We start from the raw sequence: 19,549 nt of genomic DNA, 5'->3' as shown, positions 1-19,549 counted from the left end.
TCCACCGTTTCGGCGCAGAAACCGCCGAGACGAACGAAGAACCGAAGGAGGTCCACATGCGCAAGGCGAAGCTCGCCCTCACGTGCTCGGCGGTGACGGTCGGCACGCTGCTGCTCGCCGGCGTCGCGGGCGCCGCGATGGCCGAGGAGAACCACGGCGACCACGGCGTCGACGTGACGGTCGCCATCGAGGAGATCACCGAACCCGGGATCCTCGCGATGAGCATCGCGGGGGCGACGACGTCGCTCACCGAGAACGGATCCACCGAGACGGTGCGCCAGTTCACCGGATCGCTGCCGACCGTCACCGTCACCGACACCCGCACGGCCGACGACATCCCCGCCGGGGCTGCCTGGTACGTGCTCGGATCCTCGACCGACTTCGCCGGCGACGCGGGGCAGCCCGCGATCGCGGCGGGGCACCTCGGTTGGGCGCCGGAGCTGCTCGCGGGCGGCGAGTCCGGTCTCGTCGCCGAGGGCGAACCGGTCGACACCGTGCTCGACTCCGGCCCCGACGCGGTCGGCCTGGTCGACCAGGAGCTGCTCGCGATGGCGTTCGACTCGGGCGCGATCGCGGCCGAGCAGCAGTGGTCGGCCACGGCGTCGCTGTTCCTCCGCACGCCCGCGAGCATCGCGCCGGGCGAGTACAGCGGCACGATCACCCTGTCGCTGTTCGAGTAGCACCGCGCCGCACCTGGCGCTGCGAAGGCCCGCACTCCGTTCGGAGTGCGGGCCTTCGTCGTTCCGCTTTCGGGACGCTTCGCTACACGACGGGCGGGGCGGCGGGCAGGCGCACCGTGAACACCGTCGACCCGGGCTCGCTCTCGACGCCGACCTCGCCGTCGTGCGCCTCGACGACCGCGCGGACGATCGCCAGCCCGAGTCCGGTGCTGCCGGCGCGGCGCGAGCGCGAGGAGTCCCCGCGGGCGAAGCGCTCGAACAGCGAGCCGAGCAGCTCGGGCGGGATGCCCGGCCCGTCGTCGCCCACGCGCAGCACGACCTCCTCGCCCTCGCGGTCGAGAGAGGCCACGACGTGCGTGCCCTCCGGCGTGTGCACCCGGGCGTTCGCGAGCAGGTTGGTCACCACCTGGCGCAGGCGCGGCTCGTCGCCGACCACGGTCGTCGCGGCATCCGTCGCCCGCACCTCCCAGTCGTGGCCGGGCCCGGCGGCCTGGGCATCGCCGACGGCCTCGCCGAGCATGCGTTCGAGGTCGACCGGGCGCGCCGCGAGCTCGCGGCCCTCGTCGAGTCGCGCGAGCAGCAGCAGGTCTTCGACGAGCTCGGTCATGCGCACGGACTCGGCCTCGATGCGCGAGATCGCATGGGTCACGTCGGGCGGCAGGTCGCCGCCGTGCAGGCGCGTGAGCTCGGCGTACCCGCGGATCGACGCGAGCGGCGTGCGCAGCTCGTGCGAGGCGTCGGCCACGAACCGGCGCACCTTGCGTTCGCTGTGCTCGCGCGCGGTGAGGGCCGAGGCAACGTGGCCGAGCATGCGGTTGAACGCCGTGCCGAGGCGGCCGACCTCGGTGCGCTCGTCGACGACGGGCACGCGTTCGGCGAGGTCGACGTCGCCGCGGTCGAGGGCGCGCTGCGAGACGGCCTGCGCGGTCTCGGTCACGCGTTCGAGCGGCGCGAGCGCACGACGCACGACGAGCCCGCCGACGACGAGCGCGACGACGAGCCCGAGGAGCGCGACGACCGCGACGGTGACCGCGAGCTGGGTCGTGAGCGCGGTGACCTCGGCGGTGGGCAGGGCGAGCACGATCCGCACCTCGGGGCCCGTCTCGACGGCGAGCGCCCGATAATCGCCGAGCTCTCCGGCGGTGACGCTGTGCACCTGGCGGTCGGTCGGCACCGTGCCGAGCGCCGCGAGCGCGGCGGGGCTCGCCGTCACCAGCTGACCCTCGGTGATGTACGCCGCGTCGGACTGCGGGCCGACGAAGACGGCCCCGAGCGTGCCGTCGGGCTGGCCGGGCACGCTGAGGAACTCGCGCACGGTGGCGGTCGGATCGCTCGGCACGCCGGGCCCGGTGGCGCCGTCGGCGCGCTCGGCCGTGGCGCGCAGGCTGGCGTCGAGCCGGTCGACGCTGGTCGCGTGGAAGAGCAGCACGGTCGAGACGCCGACGACGGCGCACATCGCGACGAGCAGGCCGGCGACGAGCGTGAGCAGGCGTCGGCTCAGGGTCCACGGTGCTCGCGATCGGGGCGCGTGCGCTTCGGCGTCGTCGTCCGCAGGGGAGGCGTGCGTCGCGGCATCGGCCCGTGCGGCGGCCGCATGCCCGGGGTCGCCGGGCCGCGTCATCCGGCGGCCTTGATCATGTACCCGGCACCGCGCACGGTGTGGATCATCGGCTCGCGCCCGGCATCGATCTTCTTGCGCAGGTACGAGATGTAGAGCTCGACGACCGATTCCTTGCCGCCGAAGTCGTACGACCACACGCGGTCGAGGATCTGCGCCTTGCTGAGCACCCGGCGGGGGTTGCGCATGAGGAAGCGCAGCAGCTCGAACTCGGTCGCGGTGAGCTCGATCTGCGTTCCGCCGCGCTCGACCTCGTAGCTGTCCTCGTCGAGCGAGAGGTCGCCGACGACGAGCACGGGGTCCTTGGCGGCGGCCAGCGTCAGCGACGAGCGGCGGATGAGCCCGCGCAGCCGCGCGACGACCTCTTCGAGGCTGAACGGCTTGGTCACGTAGTCGTCGCCGCCCGCGGTGAGTCCCGCGATGCGGTCGTCGAGCGAGTCCTTCGCGGTGAGGAAGAGCACGGGCGTCTCGGTGCCGTCGGCGCGCACGCGCTGCAGCACCTCGAGTCCGTCGATGTCGGGCAGCATGATGTCGAGCACGATCGCGTCGGGGCGGAACTCGCGGGCGACCTTCACGGCGCTGAGGCCGTCGGCGGCCGTGCGCACGTCCCAGCCCTCGTAGCGCAGGGCCATCTTCAGCAGGTCGGTGAGCGAGTGCTCGTCGTCGACCACGAGCACGCGGACCATGGATCCGTCGCCCTTGGCGATCTGGGGGGCGCGATGCTGGCTGGTGGTCGTCATGTCTCCAGTATCCGCGCGGCGCTATGCGTTTCCTATGAACCTCTTGAGCGGATGCCGCGTGCCGGCGTTTCCGACCCCGATCCCGCGCTCGGCCGACGCCGGCGTGTCCCCCGAACGAGGAATGGTTTTGAGGACGATCGCGCGGGATTTTCAACCCGACTGACGTTACATATCAGCGAATCCTCATCTTTTGCTTGACTGTCATTCAAAAGTCCTCATAGATTCAGACTCGACTTCGTGCGCCGTCGCAATGGGAGCGCCGAGGTGTCATCTGAAGCCAATGGAGGTCTCATGATCGGCTCTGTTCACAGGGGCACGGCGCGATTGCTCGCAGCCATGCTCGCGTTTCTCCTCACGATAGGCGTGGTCGTCGGCGTCGCAGCGCCGGCGCAGGCGCACGACGGCGGGCACGTCCTGATCTTCACCAAGACGACCCAGTTCCGTCACACCGACGCCATCAACAAGGGCACACCGCTCATCAAGGCGGCCCTCGAGGCCGAGGACATGGTGGTCGTGCACACCGAGGACTCCTCGGTCTTCAACGACGCCGATCTCGCCGGCTTCGACGCGATCATCATGTTCCAGACCTCTGGCGACCCGTGGAACGCCGACCAGAAGGCGGCACTCGAGCGCTACCAGCGCGCGGGAGGCGGCATCGTCGCCATCCACAACGCCACCGACATGCGCGGAAACTACCCGTGGTGGGACGAGCTCGTCGGCTCGCTGATGCCCGGCCACGCCGCGACCGGCACCGACCCGGGCCAGGAGGGCACGGTTCGCATCGAGGACCACTCGCACCCCTCCACCGAGCACTTCGAAGACACCCGCTGGGAACGCTCCGACGAGTGGTACAACTTCTCGAACAACGTTCGCGGCACGGCGCACGTGCTCGCCTCGATGGACGAGACCACCTACGACGCCGGCGGCAACGCCATGGGGTACGACCACCCCATCTCGTGGTGCAAGCCGTACGACGGCGGGCGCACATGGACGACCGCGATGGGCCACTACGGTTCGCACTTCCAGGAGCCCAAGTTCATGGCCCACATCGTCGGCGGCGTGAAGTACGCGGCCGGCCTCGCCGAAGGCGACTGCGGCGGCACCTCATGGGACAGCTTCGAGAAGGTCGCACTCGACCAGAACACCTCGGCGCCGTTCGCGATGGACATCGCCGAAGACGGACGCGTCTTCTACACCGAGCTCGTGCGCGGTCAGGTGCGCGTGTGGGACCCGGCCACGAACAACGTGACCACGGCGCTCGAACTCGACGTCTACTCCGGAGGTGAGGACGGCCTGCTCGGCATCGCGCTCGACCCCGACTTCACCGAGAACGGACAGCTCTACCTCTACCGTTCACCCAACGCGGCCGACAATTCGAACCCGTCGAGCTTCTTCAGCAGGGTCTCGCGCTTCACGATGGAGAACGGGGTCATCGACCCGGCCACCGAGGAGCTCATCATCGAGGTCCCCGCACGTCGACTCCCCGATGAGCCCGGCCACACCGGCGGCGGCCTCGACTTCGACGCCGACGGCAACCTGTACCTGGGTGTCGGCGACGACGTGAACCCGCACTCGGAGCCCTCCGGCGGGTACGCCCCGATCTCGGCGCGCCCCGGCACGTTCCACGACGCACGGGAGACCTCGGCGAACACGAACGACCTCCGCGGGAAGCTGCTGCGCATCACGCCGAAGGCGGACGGCCCCGGGTACACCATCCCCGAGGGCAACCTGTTCCCCGAGGCCGACGACGCCGACGGCAAGACCCTTCCCGAGATCTACGCGATGGGCTTCCGCAACCCGTTCCGCTTCTCGGTCGACCAGTCGTCGGGCGCGATCAGCCTCGCCGACTACTCGCCCGACAACAACAACGACGCCCCGGCCACGCGTGGACCCGCCGGCATCGCCGAGTGGAACTACATCACCTCGCCCGGCAACTACGGCTGGCCGCTCTGCATGGGCGACAACGAGCCGTTCCGCAACGTCGACTACACGAAGAACCCGGTTGCGGTCGGCGACTTCTTCGACTGCGCCAACCCCGTCAACGACTCCCCGCGCAACACGGGCCTGACCGAACTGCCTGCCGCCCGCGCGGCCGACATGTGGTACGGCTACAAGCGGTCGTCGGAGCCGGGGATGATCCCCCAGGGCGGCGGCCTCGCCCCCATGGGCGGACCCGTCTACAACTTCGACCCGGCCCTCGAGTCCGACACGAAGTTCCCCGCCTCGTACGACGGCAAGCCGTTCTTCTACGAGTGGGCTCGCAACAAGATGTACTCGATCCAGCTGAAGGATCCCGCCGCAGGATCGGGATCGCAGGTCGAGAAGGTCACTCCGTTCCTTCCGCAGGAGCAGTTCCTCGCCCCCATCGACTCCAAGTTCGGGCCCGACGGCTCGCTCTACGTTCTCGACTGGGGTGGAGGATTCGGGCGCGACAACCCGAACTCCGGGGTGCACCGCATCGACTACATCTCGGGCTCGCGCTCGCCGATGGCCAAGATCGCGGTCGACCACGACTCGGGTCCGGCACCGCTGACCGTCGCCTTCGACGGCTCGGGCTCGACCGACCCCGAGAACGCGGCACTCTCGTACGCGTGGGACTTCGACGGTGACGGCACGGTCGATGCGACCACGCCGCAGGCGTCGTACACCTACACGGCCGACGGCGTGTTCGACGCCCGCCTGACCGTGACCGACCCCGACGGGAAGGACGCGACCACGACGGCGCCGATCACCGTGGGCAACACGCGTCCGACCGTGCAGTTCTCGCTGCCGCCGAACGGGTCGTTCTTCGACTTCGGTGACGACCTCTCGTGGGACGTCTCGGTGACCGACCCCGAAGACGGAACGGTCTCGGGCGACGACGTGATCATCCAGCCGGCACTCGGCCACGACGAGCACGCCCACCCCACGACCCCGCTCAGCGGGTTCACGGGCACGACGGAGACGACCCTCGGCGGGCACGCGCCCGACGAGAACATCTTCTTCGCGATCGATGCCCGCTACACCGATCACGGCGGAGCGAACGGGGCGAACCCGCTCACGGGTTCGCAGACCACGCTCGTGTTCCCCAAGGTGAAGCAGGCCGAGTTCTTCGACTCGTCGTCGGAGAACCTGGTCACGGCACCCAGCCGTGACGTCGAGGGGGTCGACAGCGACCGCATGATCGTCGGTGGCGACGGAGCATGGGCGCACTACGCGCCGGTGAACTTCTACCGCGTCGACGAGCTCGCGCTCCGCGTCTCCGCGGCGACGGAGGGCGGCTCGATCGAGCTTCGCTCCGGTGCCGTCGACGGCGCACTGCTGGCCACCGCCGAGGTGCCGAAGACCGGTGCCAACCGGTTCACCGACGTCTCGGTCGATGTGAGTGCCTTCCCGGCGGAGTCCCTCGACCTCTACCTCGTGTTCCGGGGTGCCGAGATCAAGGTCAACTTCCTCGAGGCGATCGGCCAGGGCGCATCGCCGCACAGCACGCCGAAGGTCGCCATCACCTCGCCCGAGAACGGAGCCGAGCTCGAGCCCGGCGCCGACGTCACCATCGAGGCCACGGCCTCCGACGCCGACGCCGACATCGAGAAGGTCGAGTTCTTCGTCGACGGCGAGTCCATCGGCACCGACGAGAGCGCACCGTACTCGGCCGAGTGGTCGCAGCCGGAGGAGGGGCTCTACGAGCTCACCGCCGTCGCCACCAACGCCGACGGACGGTCGAAGACCTCTCGCATCGTGGTCGCGCAGGTCGGCGAGCTGTTCGGCGACCTCGTGCCGTTCACGAACGCCGGCGGCCAGTTCGAGCGCATCGGCGACGGCCGCTTCCGGATCACCGGAGCGGGCGACGACACGTGGCAGGGCACCGACCAGTACTCGACGCTCTACGCTCCGGGCGGCGGCGACGACAGCTGGGAGGCGGTCGTCAAGATCGACGCCCAGCAGAACACGAACGGCGCAGCCAAGGCCGGCCTCATCGTGCGCAACGACCTCGCGCAGCCGGGCACGTCGCCCGGATACGCGATGGTCGGCATCCGCCCGAGCGGCGGCATCGAGTTCCTCACGGATCCCGATGGCAACGGCCAGCTGAGCGCATCCGTCCAGGGCGGCACCACGAGCTACCCCACGTGGGTCAAGCTCAAGCGCTCCGGAGCCGACTACACCGCGTACTTCTCGAAGAACGGGACGACGTGGACCCAGGTCGGCGGAACCGTCGCACTGGGCGGCGCCGCGACGGTGCAGGACGTCGGCATGTTCACGGTGTCGCACGCTGCGGCAGCCGGAACGGTCGACTTCTCGGGCTTCGCGATCGAGACCGATCCCGAAGGGCCGGAGCCGGCAGAGCCGCTCGAGCCGCTCATGTGCGCGGCAGCTCCGCTCACCGATGAGTTCGACGGCCCGGCGATGGCACCCACCTGGGACCTGCGCAGCGCTACGGGCTCGGCGATCACGCAGTCCGGCGGAACGCTGTCGCTGCCGGTGGCCGGCGGTGACATCAACGAGGCCGGAACCGGTCCGGTGAGCTTCGCGAGCAAGCCGCTGCCCGCCGGCGCGTGGGAGGCGACGACGAAGATCACGCTGTCGCACACCTCGCACTGGCAGTGGGCCGGATTGGTGGTGCACCAGAACGACAACGAGTACAACAAGCTCGCGTTCGTGCGCAACCAGGCAGGCGGCCGGTTCGTGGAGTTCCAGAGCGAGACGGGCGGCACCCGCACCACGCCGGCCGCACCCGCCCTGCCCGCGGACTTCCCGACCACCATCCACCTCAAGCTGACGAGCAACGGCACGGTCCTGACCGGCGCGTACTCGACCAACGGCGAGTCGTGGACGGCACTGACGGGTCAGCTGCAGCTGAAGCAGAACGCCCGCATCGGCATCATGGCCGCCGGCGACCTGGGCACCACCCCGGTCACGGCGCAGGCCGACTGGTTCCGGTTCAGCCCGGAGCCCGCAGCCGGCCAGCCGGTCGTCGCGAACGACGCGTTCGACGGAACCGCCATCGACGGCTGCCGTTGGGGTCAGAGCGTTCGCTACGACTCCAACCACGCCGAAGTGGCCGGCGGCCACCTGAAGATCACGACCCAGCCCGGCGACATCAACGGCAACAACCCGCTGTCGCCGCGCAACTTCATCCTCCAGAAGGCTCCGGAGGGCGACTGGGTCGCGACCACGAAGTTCAAGGCCCCGCTGAAGCACCGCTACCAGCTGGCCGGACTGATGATGTGGGCCGATGACGACAACTACGTCAAGTCCGACGTCGTCGCCTACAACGCCCCCGGAAGCGCGCTCGACCTGCGTGCCGAGATCGCCGGCGAGGTGAACGGAGCCGGCATCGGCAACCAGGCCGTCGACATCGCCGACAGCACCGAAAGCGGCTACTGGTACATCCGGGTCACGAAGACCGGCAACCAGTACACCGCCGAGGTCAGCGACGGCGGAGTGAACTGGACGCCGATCGGCGACACCGGCATCACCTTCGACAAGCCCCTGCGGGGGCTCGGCCTGATGGCGATCGGTCCGCAGCAGGAGGAAGCGGTCGTGGTCGAGTTCGACTCGTTCGAGCTCGACGCGGCCCAGGAGGACGCGACCGCACCGGTCACGACCCTCGCCTGGACCCCGGCCGCGCCCGACGGCAGCAACGGCTGGTACCGCACGGCACCGACCTTCGCCCTCGCGGCGACGGATGCCGACGGTTCGGGCGTGGCCTCGACGGAGTACTCCGTCGGCGGCGGCGCGTGGTCGCCGTACACCGAGCCGGTCGAGGTCGAAGGACAGGGCGACGTCGTCGTCGCGTTCCGCTCGACCGACGCGGCCGGCAACGTCGAGACCGCCGGTTCGTCGACGGTCAAGGTCGACACGGTCGCTCCGGCGACCGCGTCGGGGGTCGAGGACGTCGACGGGGGCGTCCGCGTGACGCTCACGGCGACCGACGCCACGTCAGGTGTCGCGGCCACCGAGGTTCGCGTCGGCGACGGAGCATGGGCCGCCTACACCGAACCGGTCGTCCTGACCGGCTCGGCGCCGCAGACGGTTCAGTTCCGCTCGACCGACGCGGCGGGCAACGTCGAGACCGACCAGTCGCTCGTCGTCCAGCCTGGCCAGCTCGACCTCGAGATCGTGGTGACGAGCCGGTGCATCGCCGGCAAGGCGCTGCTCTCGGCCAAGGCGACGAACGGCGAGGACGTGCCGGTCTCGGTGACCTTCGCGTCGGCGTACGGCGAGAAGTCGTTCGCGGCCGTCGCACCGGGCAAGAACGGGTTCCACACGTTCTCGACCCGTCTCGCCCAGCTGCCGGGCGGGGAGGTGACCATCACCGCGACCGCCGAGATCGGCGGTCAGACGGTGACCACCACCCGCACGGTGGCATACGAACCGCTCAGCTGCGGTTGACCGGAGTCCGGGGTGGCCGTCGCCTTCGGCGGCCACCCCGGGCCCCATCGCGGATCGGTCGAAACGATCCGCTCCGACATCCGTCACCATCTCTCGATCACCGGTCACCGACCGGGGCCATGACGGGAGCTCCCCAGTGAAGAACTCAGCGAAGAGGAACCTGATGAGAAGAAGGAACATGCGCATCGCGGTCATCACGACCGCGACCGGCGCACTGCTGCTGGCCGGCCAGGCCGGCATCGCGGCTGCCGAGGAGCAGTCGCACGGCGGCGGCGAGGTCGACGTGAACGTCGCCATCTCCGAGATCACCGAACCCGGAGTGCTCGCCATGAGCATCGCGGGAACCGCCGTCAACCTGACCGAGAACGGGTCGGACGAGCTCGTGCGCCAGTTCACCGGCACCCTGCCGACCGTCACGATCACCGACACCCGCTCGGCCGAGGAGATCCCCGACGGCGCCGCCTGGTACGTGCTCGGCAGCGCCACGGCGTTCACCGGCGACGCCGGCCAGGCACCGATCGGCGCCGGCCACCTCGGGTGGGCGCCCGCGCTCATCGACGGCGGCGGATCCGGACTGGTCGCCGCCGGCGACGAGGTCCAGACGGTGCTCGACGACGACGCCGCCCCCGACAACGTCGGCCTCGTCGACCAGGAGCTCTTCGCGAGCGCCTTCGACTCCGGCGAGATCGCGACGGAGGGCTCCTGGACGGCGAACGCGAGCCTGTTCCTCCGCACGCCCTCCACCGTCGGCGCCGGCCAGTACTCCGGAACGATCACCCTCTCCCTGTTCGAGTAACCGCTCGAGCACGACGTCATGCCGTGGTCCCACGAACGTGGGGCCACGGCATGACTGCGTTCCCGGGCCCGCGCCGGCCGACGCCGACGGCCGAGGCCGACGCCGACGCCGACGCGTGCGCCGACGCCGACGCCGACGCCGACGCGTGAGAATCCATAGGAACGCCAAAGGCACGCCATAGCACGGGGCCATACGTTCGGCTCGCCCCCGAACGAGAGGACCCCATGTTCTTCACCTACCTCCGGCGAGAACTCGCCGGGCGCCGCAGGCAGACCGCGATCATCGCCATCGGCATGGCGCTCGCGATCGCGCTCGTCATCATCGTCAACTCCGTCGCCTCCGGCGTGAAGGCCGCGCAGGCGTCCGTGCTCGAGTCCGTCTACGGCGTCGGCACCGACATCACGGTGACGCAGACGCCGACCGCCCCTGAGGAGGGCGGGGGCGGCGGCCCCCGCTTCGAGTTCGGCTCTGGCGCCGGCACCACCACCGACGGCACGACCGAACTCAGCCAGTCCCGCCTGATGGCCGGGTTCGGGTCGAGCACGTTCGATGCGAGCGCGCTCGACACCGTGCTCGGCGTCGACAACGTGGCCGCGGCAGCCGGAACCCTCGCGCTCACGAACACGACGTTCAACGGCGAGATGCCCGACTTCAGCCGGCAGCAGGGCACCGACGGCGGCGCGACGACCGATCAGGGCGCCGACGCCGGCACCGACCAGCAGGCCGCGCCCCCGCAGGGCGGACCCGACGGCGCAGGCGGCAGCGCCTTCGACGTCGATTCGTTCAGCGTGCTGGGCCTGGACCCGTCGGCCGACGCGATCGGCCCCCTCTCGGCCGTGTCCCTCGCGGAGGGCCGCACGCTCGACGCCGACGACACGGGCGCGTACGTCGCCGTGCTCGACGCCGACTACGCCACGAGCGCCGAACTCGCCGTGGGCGACACCATGAACATCGGCGGCACCGACTTCGAGATCGTCGGCACGGTCACGTCGAACGCCGCGGACTCGGCGAGCGCGTCGAACGTGTACATCCCGCTCGACGTCGCCCAGGCCCTCTCGGGCGAAGACGGCATGCTCTCGAACCTCTACGTCCAGGCCGCGTCGTCGACCGACATCGCCCAGGTGCAGGCCGACATCGAGGCCGCGCTGCCCGACGCGACCGTGTCGACGCAGGAGGACCTCGCGTCGAGCGTCTCGGGCTCGCTCAGCACGGCCTCCGACCTCGTCTCGAACCTCGGCCTCTGGCTCTCGCTGGCGGTGCTCGTCGCCGCATTCCTCATCGCCATCCTGTTCACGATCTCGGGCGTCACCCGACGCACCCGCGAGTTCGGCACGCTCAAGGCCATCGGCTGGTCGAACCGTCGCATCACCGGCCAGGTCGCGGGCGAGTCGCTTGTGCAGGGCCTCATCGGCGGCGCGCTCGGCATCGCGATCGGCCTGATCGGCATCGTCGTGATCAACGTCATCGCGCCGACGCTCTCGGGCAGCGCCTCGAGCGGCGGGTTCGACCTTGCGGGAGGCGCAGGCCGCCCTGGCGGCGGCGGCAGCGGCTCGGCGGGCGGCGACGCGGCGGCGGCGGGCGGCGGGCGCTCGTTCGGCGGCCCGATGGGCCAGACCGCGGCGGCCACGACCGAGGTCGCGCTGAACGCCCCGATCACGGTGTCGGTCATCGCCATCGCCGTGGGCATCGCGATCCTCGGCGGCCTGCTCGCGGGGGCCATCGGCGGATGGCGGGCCTCGCGCCTGCGACCCGCCGAGGCCCTGCGGAGCGTCGGCTGACGCCCGCCACCGGCTGACGCCCGCCACCGGCATCCGCCCGCCACCGGCATCCGCCCCCCACCGGCATCCGCCCCCCCACCGAATCGAAGGACATCATGTACACGCTCACGAACCTCACCAAGACCTACCGGCAGGGCAACCGCACGGTGCACGCGCTGAAGCACGTCGACCTCGCGATCGGCGCCGGCCAGCACGTCGCGATCCAGGGCCCGACCGGCGGCGGCAAGTCGACCCTGCTGCAGATGCTCGGCGGGCTCGACCGGCCGACGTCGGGCACGATCACCATCGGGGCCGACGACCTCTCGAACATGCCCGACGGCCGGCTCGCGAAGATCAGGGCGAAGGAGATCGGGTTCGTCTTCCAGAACTTCAACCTGATCCCCACGCTCACCGCACAGGAGAACGTGGAGACCGCACTCGAGCCGCTCGGCATCTCGGGCGAGCTCCGCGCGAAGCGGGCCGCCGAGGCGCTCGCCTCGGTGGGGCTCGGCGACCGCGCGAGTCACCTGCCGGCCGAGCTCTCGGGCGGGCAGCAGCAGCGCGTCGCGATCGCCCGCGCACTCGTGAAGGAGCCCGAGGTGCTGCTCGCCGACGAGCCGACGGGCGCACTCGACGAGGAGACCCGCGACGAGATCCTCGACATCCTCGAGGGCCTGCATCGCGACCGCGGGCTCACGCTCATCGTCGTCACCCACGACTCGGCCGTGGCCAGGCGTGCCGAGCGACGGCTGCACATCAAGGCGGGCACGGTCACCGAGCGCTGACCGGCGGCCATGCCGGGCATGCCGAGCAAGGCACGGAGGGGATGCACAGGCTCGACACCTACCGTCGAAGTGATGTCCCATCCCGAAACGCCTTCAGCCCCCCGCGACGATTCCGAGCCCGCCGAGCTGGCGAATGCCGACGAGATGACGGATGCCGACCGCCGCCGCATGTTCCGCCGTCGGCGTGCGCTCGCCATCACGGCCGTCGTGACCGTGCTCGCCGTCGGGTGCGGATTCGTCGCGATCGGCTGGGCGTCGGCCTCCCAGGGCGCCGCACCCTCGCCCGCAGAAAGTGCCAAGGACTCGGTCGAGGTGCAGCAGTCCGCCGCCAAGGCGCACGCGAGTGCGGCACCCGACTCCGGACTCGAGCTCGACTGGGCGTCGCTCAGCCCCGAGATCTCGGCGCAGATGCAGTACGTCGAGGACAACTGGGAGTCGACGTGGAGCGACGAGTACGGCTTCATCGACGAGAACGACTGCATGGACTTCGCGAGCCAGTCGCTCATCGCGCGCGGCTGGGTCGAGGACGACGAGTGGTGGTACGCCGTCGGGGACGCCTACTCGAGCTCGGCGGCGTGGCGCAGCTCGACCGCCTTCATGGAGTACCTCGAGGCACGGCCTGACCTCGCGACCATGCTGACCGACGACCAGCGCGACCAGGTGAAGATCGGCGACATCGTGCAGTTCGACTGGGACGACTCGGGCGACCGCGACCACACCGGCATCGTGACCGCGGTCGTGACGAACGACGACGGCTCGATCGACATCCTCTACGCGGGCCACACCGACGCCACGTGGGACCGCTCGGTCGACTACGCGATCTCCGAGATGCACCCGGGCGGGGTCGCGACCTACTGGAGCATCGCCGGCTGAGTCTCCCTGTACCGATGTGCGGATGTCACGGGCGTGCGGATGTCGGTGGGCAGGCGTAGACCGGACCCATGGAGATCACGCACCTCAACCCGCCGTCGCTGCACCGCAGCCCGGCCTTCAGCCAGGGTGTGCTCGTGACCGGGGCGCACGACACCCTCTACGTGGGCGGACAGAACGGCGTCGATGCCGACGGAGTCGTCGTCGACGGCGGCCTCGGGCCGCAGACCCGCCGCGCGATGCAGAACCTGCTCGCCGTGCTCGCCGAGGCGGGCGCCGACCAGACCAACGTCGTGTCGCTCACGATCACGCTCGTCGCGGGCGCCGACGCGACCGAGGGCTATCAGGCCTCCGCCGAGGTCTGGGGCCGGCACGCGACGACCGTGCAGGTCATCCAGGTGGCGGGGTTCGCCAACCCAGCGTTCGTCGTCGAGGTGAGCGCGATCGCGGCGATCCCGGTGAGCGCGTAGGGCCTTCGGCTAGATCGCGGCGAGCTCGCGGTCGAGTCGGCTCGCGTACGCGGTGACGAGGTCGGACGAACGGGCGCCGAGCCAGATCGCGATCTCGACCCCGCCCTCGGGGCGCATCCACTCGTCGAGCCACGCGTCGACCGCGGCGACGAGCACCCGGCCGCGGGGTGCGACCGTGCCCAGCACGTTCTCGCGGAAGACCCAGTGCACGCCCACGCCCGCCGGAACGTCGAGGTGCACGATCTGCACGGCGTTGAAGGCCTCGATGAACACGAGTCCGGTGGCATTCGGGTCGCAGTCGGCGAGCCGCGAGCGGATCGCGGCGAGGTCGCCCGTGTCGCCGGCCATGAGCACGCGTGCCGCGGGCGGTGCGGGCGGGCGCATCCTGCTGACCATGGACCGGCCTTTCGTCGACTGTAGGGTTCCGAGTCCACTTTAGGTAAGCCTTACCTCAAGGGCAAGACGAGCGCCGAGATGTTCAGCCGGCACGCAGCTGCGCCCGGCCCTCGCGAGTGCTCCCGACCAATCCGCACCGACTCCCGCGCCGAACCACCGACAGCGAGGCAGTACGCCGCGCACCCGACGGAAGGCCCGACATGGAGCACCAGGAACGGCGAGCGAGCGGCTGCGACGAACCCGCTGCGACGGCGACTCGGACCGGCGGTCGGTTGCGCTGGTGGTCGCTCGCGGCACTCTCGGGCGTGATCAGCGCAGGCGTGTTCCTCGCCGCAGCCGAACTGGTCGCGCTCGTCGCCGCACGGGAGGGCAGCCCGATCCTCGCCGTCGGGTCGTTCGTGATCGACATCGTGCCGCAGTGGGCCAAGGAGTTCGCGATCGAGGTGTTCGGCGAGTACGACAAGATCGCCCTGCTCGGCGGGCTCGGCCTGGCCGTGCTCGTCGCCTCGGTGATCGCCGGCGTGCTGCAGTACGTCAGGCCGCCGCTCGGCGCCGTCGCCCTCGGGCTCGCCGGCGCGCTCTCGCTCGCGGCCGTCGTGACCCGCACGGGCGCAACCGCGTTCGCGTGGCTGCCGCCGCTCATCGGTGCGGCCGCGGGCATCGTCGTGCTGGTGCTGCTCGTCGGCCGACTGCGCGCCTGGCACGACGACCTCGAGGCCGAGGCCGCGCGGCACGAGGCGGCCACCGCGAGCGCGGCGATGACGGCGGCCGAAGCCGCAGCCGAGACGGCGTGGGCGCCGCGCGAACCTGCAGCCCGGACCTCGACCGGCGCCGACGCATCCACGGCGGTGATCGCCACGGCGACCGAAGACCCCGGTGCACGCGCGAAGGCCGGCCGGCCCGCGGCATCCGTCGACCGTCGCGGGTTCTTCGTGCTCGCCGGCATCGCCGCGGCATCCGCCCTGGTGGTCGGCGTGGGCTCGCGCGTGGCCGGGGCCGCGACGAGCTCGATCGCCGCGATCCGCAAGGCGCTGAAGCTGCCCGCGCCGAACTCGACGGTGACGGTGCCGGACGGTGCCGAGCTCGACATCCCCGGCCTCACGCCGCTGTACACGCCGAACGGCGACTTCTACCGCGTCGACACCGCGCTGACCGTGCCCTCGGTCGACCCGACGACCTGGCGGCTCGTGGTCGACGGCATGGTCGACCGGCGCGTCGAGCTCACGTTCGACGACCTCGTGGCGATGGGCCTCGACGAGTACTCGATCACCCTCACCTGCGTGTCGAACGAGGTCGGCGGCGACCTGCTCGGCACCGCCAAGTGGCTCGGCGTGCCCGTGCGCGACGTGCTCGCGAAGGCCGCGCCGAGCGCCGACGCCGACATGGTGCTCTCGCGCAGCATCGATGGGTTCACCGCGTCGACCCCGCTCACCTCGCTCACGGACGACGGGCTCGACGCGATCCTCGCGGTCGCCATGAACGGCGAGCCGCTGCCGCTCGAGCACGGGTTCCCGGTGCGCATGGTCGTGCCGGGGCTCTACGGCTACGTCTCGGCGACGAAGTGGCTGACCGAGCTGAAGGTCACGCGCTTCGATGCCGAGGAGGCGTACTGGACCCCGCGCGGCTACAGCGCGAAGGCGCCCATCAAGCTCTCGTCGCGCATCGACACCCCTCGCCTCGAGAAGCCGGTCGCGGCCGGCACCGTCAAGATCGCGGGCGTCGCGTGGGCGCAGACCGTCGGCATCGACCGGGTCGAGGTGAAGATCGACGACGCCGACTGGCAGCTCGCGACCCTCTCGAACCCCGTCAACGCCGACACGTGGGTGCAGTGGTTCCTCGAGTGGGAGGCCACCACGGGCAGCCACAACGTGACCGTGCGCGCGACCGACCGCGACGGCAACCGGCAGGTCGAGGAACGCGCACCGATCGCCCCCGACGGCTCGACCGGATGGCAGCGCCGCCTCGTGCAGGTGAGTTGAGCGAACGCCCGGGTCGACGAACCGCGGGAGTCGCGGCATCCGCCCGCTCCTGACACCATCGGAGGATGACCAGCAAACGGATCCTCTTCATCGGCGGCAGCGGCGTGATCAGCTCGGCGTGCGTCGCCAGGTCGGTCGACCTCGGGCATGAGGTGACCGTGCTGAATCGCGGCGCCTCGTCGGACCTGCGACCGCTGCCAGAGGCCGTGCGCACGATCACCGCCGACATCCGCGAGCCCGACTCGGTGCGTGCGGCCCTCGGCCGAGACACCGCGCACCCGCTCGAATTCGACGTGGTCTGCGAGTTCCTCGCGTTCACGCCCGAGCACGTGCGCACCGACCTCGAGCTGTTCGAGGGGCGCATCGGCCAGTACGTCTTCATCAGCAGCGCGTCGGCCTACCAGACGCCGCCCAGCCGTCTGCCGGTGACCGAGTCGACGCCGCTCGTGAACCCGGTGTGGCAGTACTCCCGCGACAAGATCGCCTGCGAGGACCTGCTCGTCGAGGCGGTGCGCGAGCGCGCCTTCCCGGCGACGATCGTGCGCCCGTCGCACACCTACGACCGCACGCTGCTGCCGACCCTCGGCGGGTACACCGACATCGTCCGCATGCGCGCCGGGCGCCCGGTGCTCGTGCACGGCGACGGCACCAGCCTCTGGACCATCACGCACCACCGCGACTTCGCGGTGGCGTTCGCCGGCCTGCTCGGCAATCCGCTCGCGATCGGCGACGCGTTCCACATCACGGGCGACCACTCCCCCACCTGGAACCAGATCTACACCTGGCTCGCCGATGCGGCCGGCGTCTCGTCGCCGGAGCTCATGCACGTGGCATCCGAGACCATCGCCGCCGTGCGCCCGGAATGGGGGCCGGGTCTGCTGGGCGACAAGGCGCACTCGATGGTCTTCGACAACACGAAGGTGAAGGCCCTCGTGCCCGAGTTCGCCACGACGGTCACGTTCGACCGCGGTGCCCGTGAGATCGTCGAGTTCATCGACGCGACGCCCGAGCTGCAGCGATTCGATGCCGAGGCGGATGCCGCGTTCGACCGCATCTTGCAACTCCCGCGCCGGTAGCCGGCCGGCCCGGCTCCCGCAGCGCGGGCGCGAAGATCGCGCGGCCCCACCAAGGGCCGCGCGCCTCCGCCCCTGCCCCTACTGGTTCGAGAACGCCGCGTCGAACGACGCCGTCGGCCGGGGCCAGATGAGCGAGCGGATGAACCCGACCGCCTCCTTCGCACCGTGCAGGCGATCCATGCCGGCGTCCTCCCACTCGACCGAGATGGGGCCGGTGTAGCCGATCGAGTCGAGCGCGCGGAACGAGTCCTCCCACGGCACGTCGCCGTGCCCGGTCGAGACGAAGTCCCACCCGCGGCGCGGGTCGCCCCACGGCAGGTGCGAGCCCATGACGCCCGCCCGGCCGTTGTGCGGGCGCAGGCGCGTGTCTTTGCAGTCGACGTGGTAGATGCGGTCCTGGAAGTCGAGGATGAAGCCGACGGGGTCGATGTTCTGCCACATCATGTGCGACGGGTCCCAGTTGAAGCCGAACGCCTCACGGTGTCCGATGGCCTCGAGCGTGCGCACCGAGCTCCAGTAGTCGTACGCGATCTCGCCGGGGTGCACCTCGTGCGCGAATCGCACGCCCTCGTCGTCGAACACGTCGAGGATCGGGTTCCAGCGGTTCGCGAAGTCCTCGAAGCCGCCCTCGATGACCGACGCCGGAACAGGCGGGAACATCGCGACGTACTGCCAGATCGATGACCCGGTGAACCCGACCACGGTGTCGACGCCGAGCTTGCGCGCCACGCGAGCAGAGCGGCGCATGTCGTCGGCCGCGCGTTGCCGCACGCCCTCGGGGTCGCCGTCGCCCCACACGGAGGGTCGCAGGATCGCCTCGTGACGGAAGTCGATGGGCGCATCGCACACCGCCTGCCCGGCCAGGTGGTTCGAGATCGCGTAGACCTCGAGGCCGTGCCGCTTGAGGATCTCGCGTCGCTCCTCGAGGTACCCGGGCTCCTCGTCGGCGAGCCTCAGGTCGAGGTGGTCGCCCGAGCACGCGATCTCGAGGCCGTCGTAGCCCCACTCCGCGGCGAGGCGTGCGACCTCCTCGAACGGGAGGTCGGCCCACTGCCCCGTGAAGAGCGTGACCGGGTGGCCGTCGCCGGCACGGTTCGTCGTGGCATCCGTCATCGTGCTCCCTCTCGCTCGCGCTGCTCCTGCAACGCAGTCAGATAGCGGATGCTGCGCTCCGCGAGCGCGTCCTGCGACGGTGCGAGCGGCCGCCACACCGAGGCCGCGACCGCGATCGTGTCGTTCTCGCCCGTGAAGGACTCGAGCCCGAGCGGGCCCGCGTAGCCGACCTCGTCGAGCACGTCGAGGAAGGCCGGCCAGTCGAAGTGGTCGTCGCCCACCGCCCCCCGATCGTTGCCGCACACCTGCACGTACGCGAGGTGTTCCCCTGCCGCGCGCACGGCGTCGCCGATGTGCTTCTCCTCGATGTTCAGGTGGTAGGTGTCCAGCGCAAGACCCAGCCCTGGCCCGAGCAGCGGCCCGAGCGCCTCGAGCGCCTGCTCGACGGTGTTGACGAGGCTCGTCTCGTAGCGGTTCAGCGGTTCGATCGCGAGCCGGATGCCGCTGCGCTCCGCGGCGCGCACGACGGGCGCCAGGGCGGCCCGGAGTTCGACGTACCGGCTCGCCCGCTCTTCGGCGTCCATGCGCCAGGTGCGCCCGGTGGCGGCGGTGAACGGACCGGCGACGATCGAAGCGCCGAGCCGCTCGGCCACGCCCACGCAGTGCACGAGGTAGTTCTGCGTCGCCACCACCTCGGAGCCGGGTGCGGCGACGAGGTTGCGGCCCGGGCCCATCGCGCCCACGACCACGGGAGCGAGCGCATGTTCTGCGAGCACGTCGGCCGCGGCATCCGCGGACCAGTCGCCCGGCTGCTCGACCGGCAGTTCGATCGCACCGAACCCCATGGCCGCGGCCTTCGAGGCGATCTCGCGGAGCGATTCGTCGCCCAGCGGCGAGGTCCAGACCCAGGTGTTGACGCCGATGGTGCGGCGCATGCTGCCTCCTTGCAGAAAA

Annotated in this window: 14 protein-coding genes; 9 read left to right on the top strand and 5 right to left on the bottom strand. The window is 70.8% G+C overall.

Annotation, left to right across the window (positions count from 1 at the left end):
* The first annotated feature begins 56 nt into the window (after positions 1-56).
* Positions 57-680 (top strand): hypothetical protein, encoded by a 624-nt coding sequence (locus tag ATC03_RS03250; RefSeq protein ID WP_067873041.1) that lies wholly within the window; start codon positions 57-59, stop codon positions 678-680.
* 82 nt (positions 681-762) lie between these two features.
* Here ATC03_RS03250 and ATC03_RS03245 read toward each other — a convergent pair whose 3' ends face one another.
* Both ATC03_RS03245 and ATC03_RS03240 read right to left on the bottom strand, forming a co-directional pair.
* Positions 763-2,301 (bottom strand): sensor histidine kinase, encoded by a 1,539-nt coding sequence (locus tag ATC03_RS03245; protein WP_084003249.1) that lies wholly within the window; start codon positions 2,299-2,301, stop codon positions 763-765.
* On the bottom strand, positions 2,298-3,038 hold the full coding sequence (locus ATC03_RS03240) for a response regulator transcription factor (protein ID WP_067873038.1): 741 nt from the start codon (positions 3,036-3,038) through the stop codon (positions 2,298-2,300). Before ATC03_RS03240 ends, ATC03_RS03245 begins: the two co-directional genes overlap by 4 nt.
* Before the next feature lie 336 nt (positions 3,039-3,374).
* Here ATC03_RS03240 and ATC03_RS03235 point away from each other — a divergent pair, with 336 nt between their 5' ends.
* From ATC03_RS03235 to ATC03_RS03210, 6 genes are all read left to right on the top strand, one after another.
* Positions 3,375-9,413 carry a ThuA domain-containing protein gene (locus tag ATC03_RS03235; RefSeq protein WP_161490306.1) on the top strand — a complete coding sequence of 2,013 codons (6,039 nt, stop codon included), beginning with the start codon at positions 3,375-3,377 and terminating at the stop codon, positions 9,411-9,413.
* A 178-nt stretch (positions 9,414-9,591) separates the two neighbouring features.
* Positions 9,592-10,209 carry a hypothetical protein gene (locus ATC03_RS03230; RefSeq protein WP_227820220.1) on the top strand — a complete coding sequence of 206 codons (618 nt, stop codon included), beginning with the start codon at positions 9,592-9,594 and terminating at the stop codon, positions 10,207-10,209.
* A gap of 224 nt (positions 10,210-10,433) precedes the next feature.
* The gene (locus tag ATC03_RS03225) at positions 10,434-11,987 is read left to right on the top strand and encodes an ABC transporter permease (RefSeq protein WP_067873028.1); all 1,554 of its coding nucleotides are present in this window, start codon (positions 10,434-10,436) and stop codon (positions 11,985-11,987) included.
* A 95-nt stretch (positions 11,988-12,082) separates the two neighbouring features.
* Positions 12,083-12,751: an ABC transporter ATP-binding protein gene (locus ATC03_RS03220; protein ID WP_067873025.1), complete on the top strand. Its 669-nt coding sequence runs from the start codon at positions 12,083-12,085 to the stop codon at positions 12,749-12,751.
* A gap of 72 nt (positions 12,752-12,823) precedes the next feature.
* Positions 12,824-13,624 (top strand): amidase domain-containing protein, encoded by an 801-nt coding sequence (locus tag ATC03_RS03215; RefSeq protein ID WP_067873022.1) that lies wholly within the window; start codon positions 12,824-12,826, stop codon positions 13,622-13,624.
* 68 nt (positions 13,625-13,692) lie between these two features.
* Entirely contained in the window at positions 13,693-14,091 is a 399-nt protein-coding gene (locus ATC03_RS03210) for a RidA family protein (RefSeq protein WP_067873019.1), read from the top strand.
* Between the two features lie 9 nt (positions 14,092-14,100).
* Here the strand turns inward: ATC03_RS03210 and ATC03_RS03205 are convergent, their stop codons facing one another.
* Positions 14,101-14,487, bottom strand: a complete 387-nt coding sequence (locus ATC03_RS03205) for an SIP domain-containing protein (protein ID WP_084003246.1) — start codon at positions 14,485-14,487, stop codon at positions 14,101-14,103.
* A 200-nt stretch (positions 14,488-14,687) separates the two neighbouring features.
* On the opposite strand from ATC03_RS03205, the gene ATC03_RS03200 reads away from it, so the two are divergent.
* Together ATC03_RS03200 and ATC03_RS03195 are read left to right on the top strand one after the other, a co-directional pair.
* Positions 14,688-16,466 (top strand): molybdopterin-dependent oxidoreductase, encoded by a 1,779-nt coding sequence (locus ATC03_RS03200; RefSeq protein ID WP_084003245.1) that lies wholly within the window; start codon positions 14,688-14,690, stop codon positions 16,464-16,466.
* 65 nt (positions 16,467-16,531) lie between these two features.
* Complete coding sequence (locus ATC03_RS03195; protein ID WP_067873013.1) at positions 16,532-17,542, top strand: SDR family oxidoreductase; 1,011 nt, start codon at positions 16,532-16,534, stop codon at positions 17,540-17,542.
* Between the two features lie 78 nt (positions 17,543-17,620).
* Here the strand turns inward: ATC03_RS03195 and ATC03_RS03190 are convergent, their stop codons facing one another.
* Both ATC03_RS03190 and ATC03_RS03185 read right to left on the bottom strand, forming a co-directional pair.
* Positions 17,621-18,655, bottom strand: a complete 1,035-nt coding sequence (locus ATC03_RS03190; protein WP_067873010.1) for a sugar phosphate isomerase/epimerase family protein — start codon at positions 18,653-18,655, stop codon at positions 17,621-17,623.
* Positions 18,652-19,530, bottom strand: a complete 879-nt coding sequence (locus tag ATC03_RS03185; protein WP_067873007.1) for a sugar phosphate isomerase/epimerase family protein — start codon at positions 19,528-19,530, stop codon at positions 18,652-18,654. The genes ATC03_RS03190 and ATC03_RS03185 overlap by 4 nt, the downstream gene beginning before the upstream one ends.
* Positions 19,531-19,549: the final 19 nt, after the last annotated feature.

The sequence above is a fragment of the Agromyces aureus genome (genome assembly GCF_001660485.1).
GTDB classification, from domain to species: Bacteria; Actinomycetota; Actinomycetes; order Actinomycetales; family Microbacteriaceae; genus Agromyces; species Agromyces aureus.
The sequence above is the reverse complement of the archived record's forward strand: the minus strand, read 5'-3'. Positions and strand labels throughout refer to the sequence as shown.

Coding starts and splice junctions, on each gene's coding strand:
- ATC03_RS03185 (WP_067873007.1), bottom strand. CDS start 19,530: ATGCGCCGCACCATCGGCGTCAACACCTGGGTCTGGACCTCGCCGCTG.
- ATC03_RS03220 (WP_067873025.1), top strand. CDS start 12,083: ATGTACACGCTCACGAACCTCACCAAGACCTACCGGCAGGGCAACCGC.
- ATC03_RS03240 (WP_067873038.1), bottom strand. CDS start 3,038: ATGACGACCACCAGCCAGCATCGCGCCCCCCAGATCGCCAAGGGCGAC.
- ATC03_RS03225 (WP_067873028.1), top strand. CDS start 10,434: ATGTTCTTCACCTACCTCCGGCGAGAACTCGCCGGGCGCCGCAGGCAG.
- ATC03_RS03215 (WP_067873022.1), top strand. CDS start 12,824: ATGTCCCATCCCGAAACGCCTTCAGCCCCCCGCGACGATTCCGAGCCC.
- ATC03_RS03205 (WP_084003246.1), bottom strand. CDS start 14,487: ATGGTCAGCAGGATGCGCCCGCCCGCACCGCCCGCGGCACGCGTGCTC.
- ATC03_RS03235 (WP_161490306.1), top strand. CDS start 3,375: ATGCTCGCGTTTCTCCTCACGATAGGCGTGGTCGTCGGCGTCGCAGCG.
- ATC03_RS03210 (WP_067873019.1), top strand. CDS start 13,693: ATGGAGATCACGCACCTCAACCCGCCGTCGCTGCACCGCAGCCCGGCC.
- ATC03_RS03245 (WP_084003249.1), bottom strand. CDS start 2,301: ATGACGCGGCCCGGCGACCCCGGGCATGCGGCCGCCGCACGGGCCGAT.
- ATC03_RS03195 (WP_067873013.1), top strand. CDS start 16,532: ATGACCAGCAAACGGATCCTCTTCATCGGCGGCAGCGGCGTGATCAGC.
- ATC03_RS03190 (WP_067873010.1), bottom strand. CDS start 18,655: ATGACGGATGCCACGACGAACCGTGCCGGCGACGGCCACCCGGTCACG.
- ATC03_RS03250 (WP_067873041.1), top strand. CDS start 57: ATGCGCAAGGCGAAGCTCGCCCTCACGTGCTCGGCGGTGACGGTCGGC.
- ATC03_RS03230 (WP_227820220.1), top strand. CDS start 9,592: ATGCGCATCGCGGTCATCACGACCGCGACCGGCGCACTGCTGCTGGCC.
- ATC03_RS03200 (WP_084003245.1), top strand. CDS start 14,688: ATGGAGCACCAGGAACGGCGAGCGAGCGGCTGCGACGAACCCGCTGCG.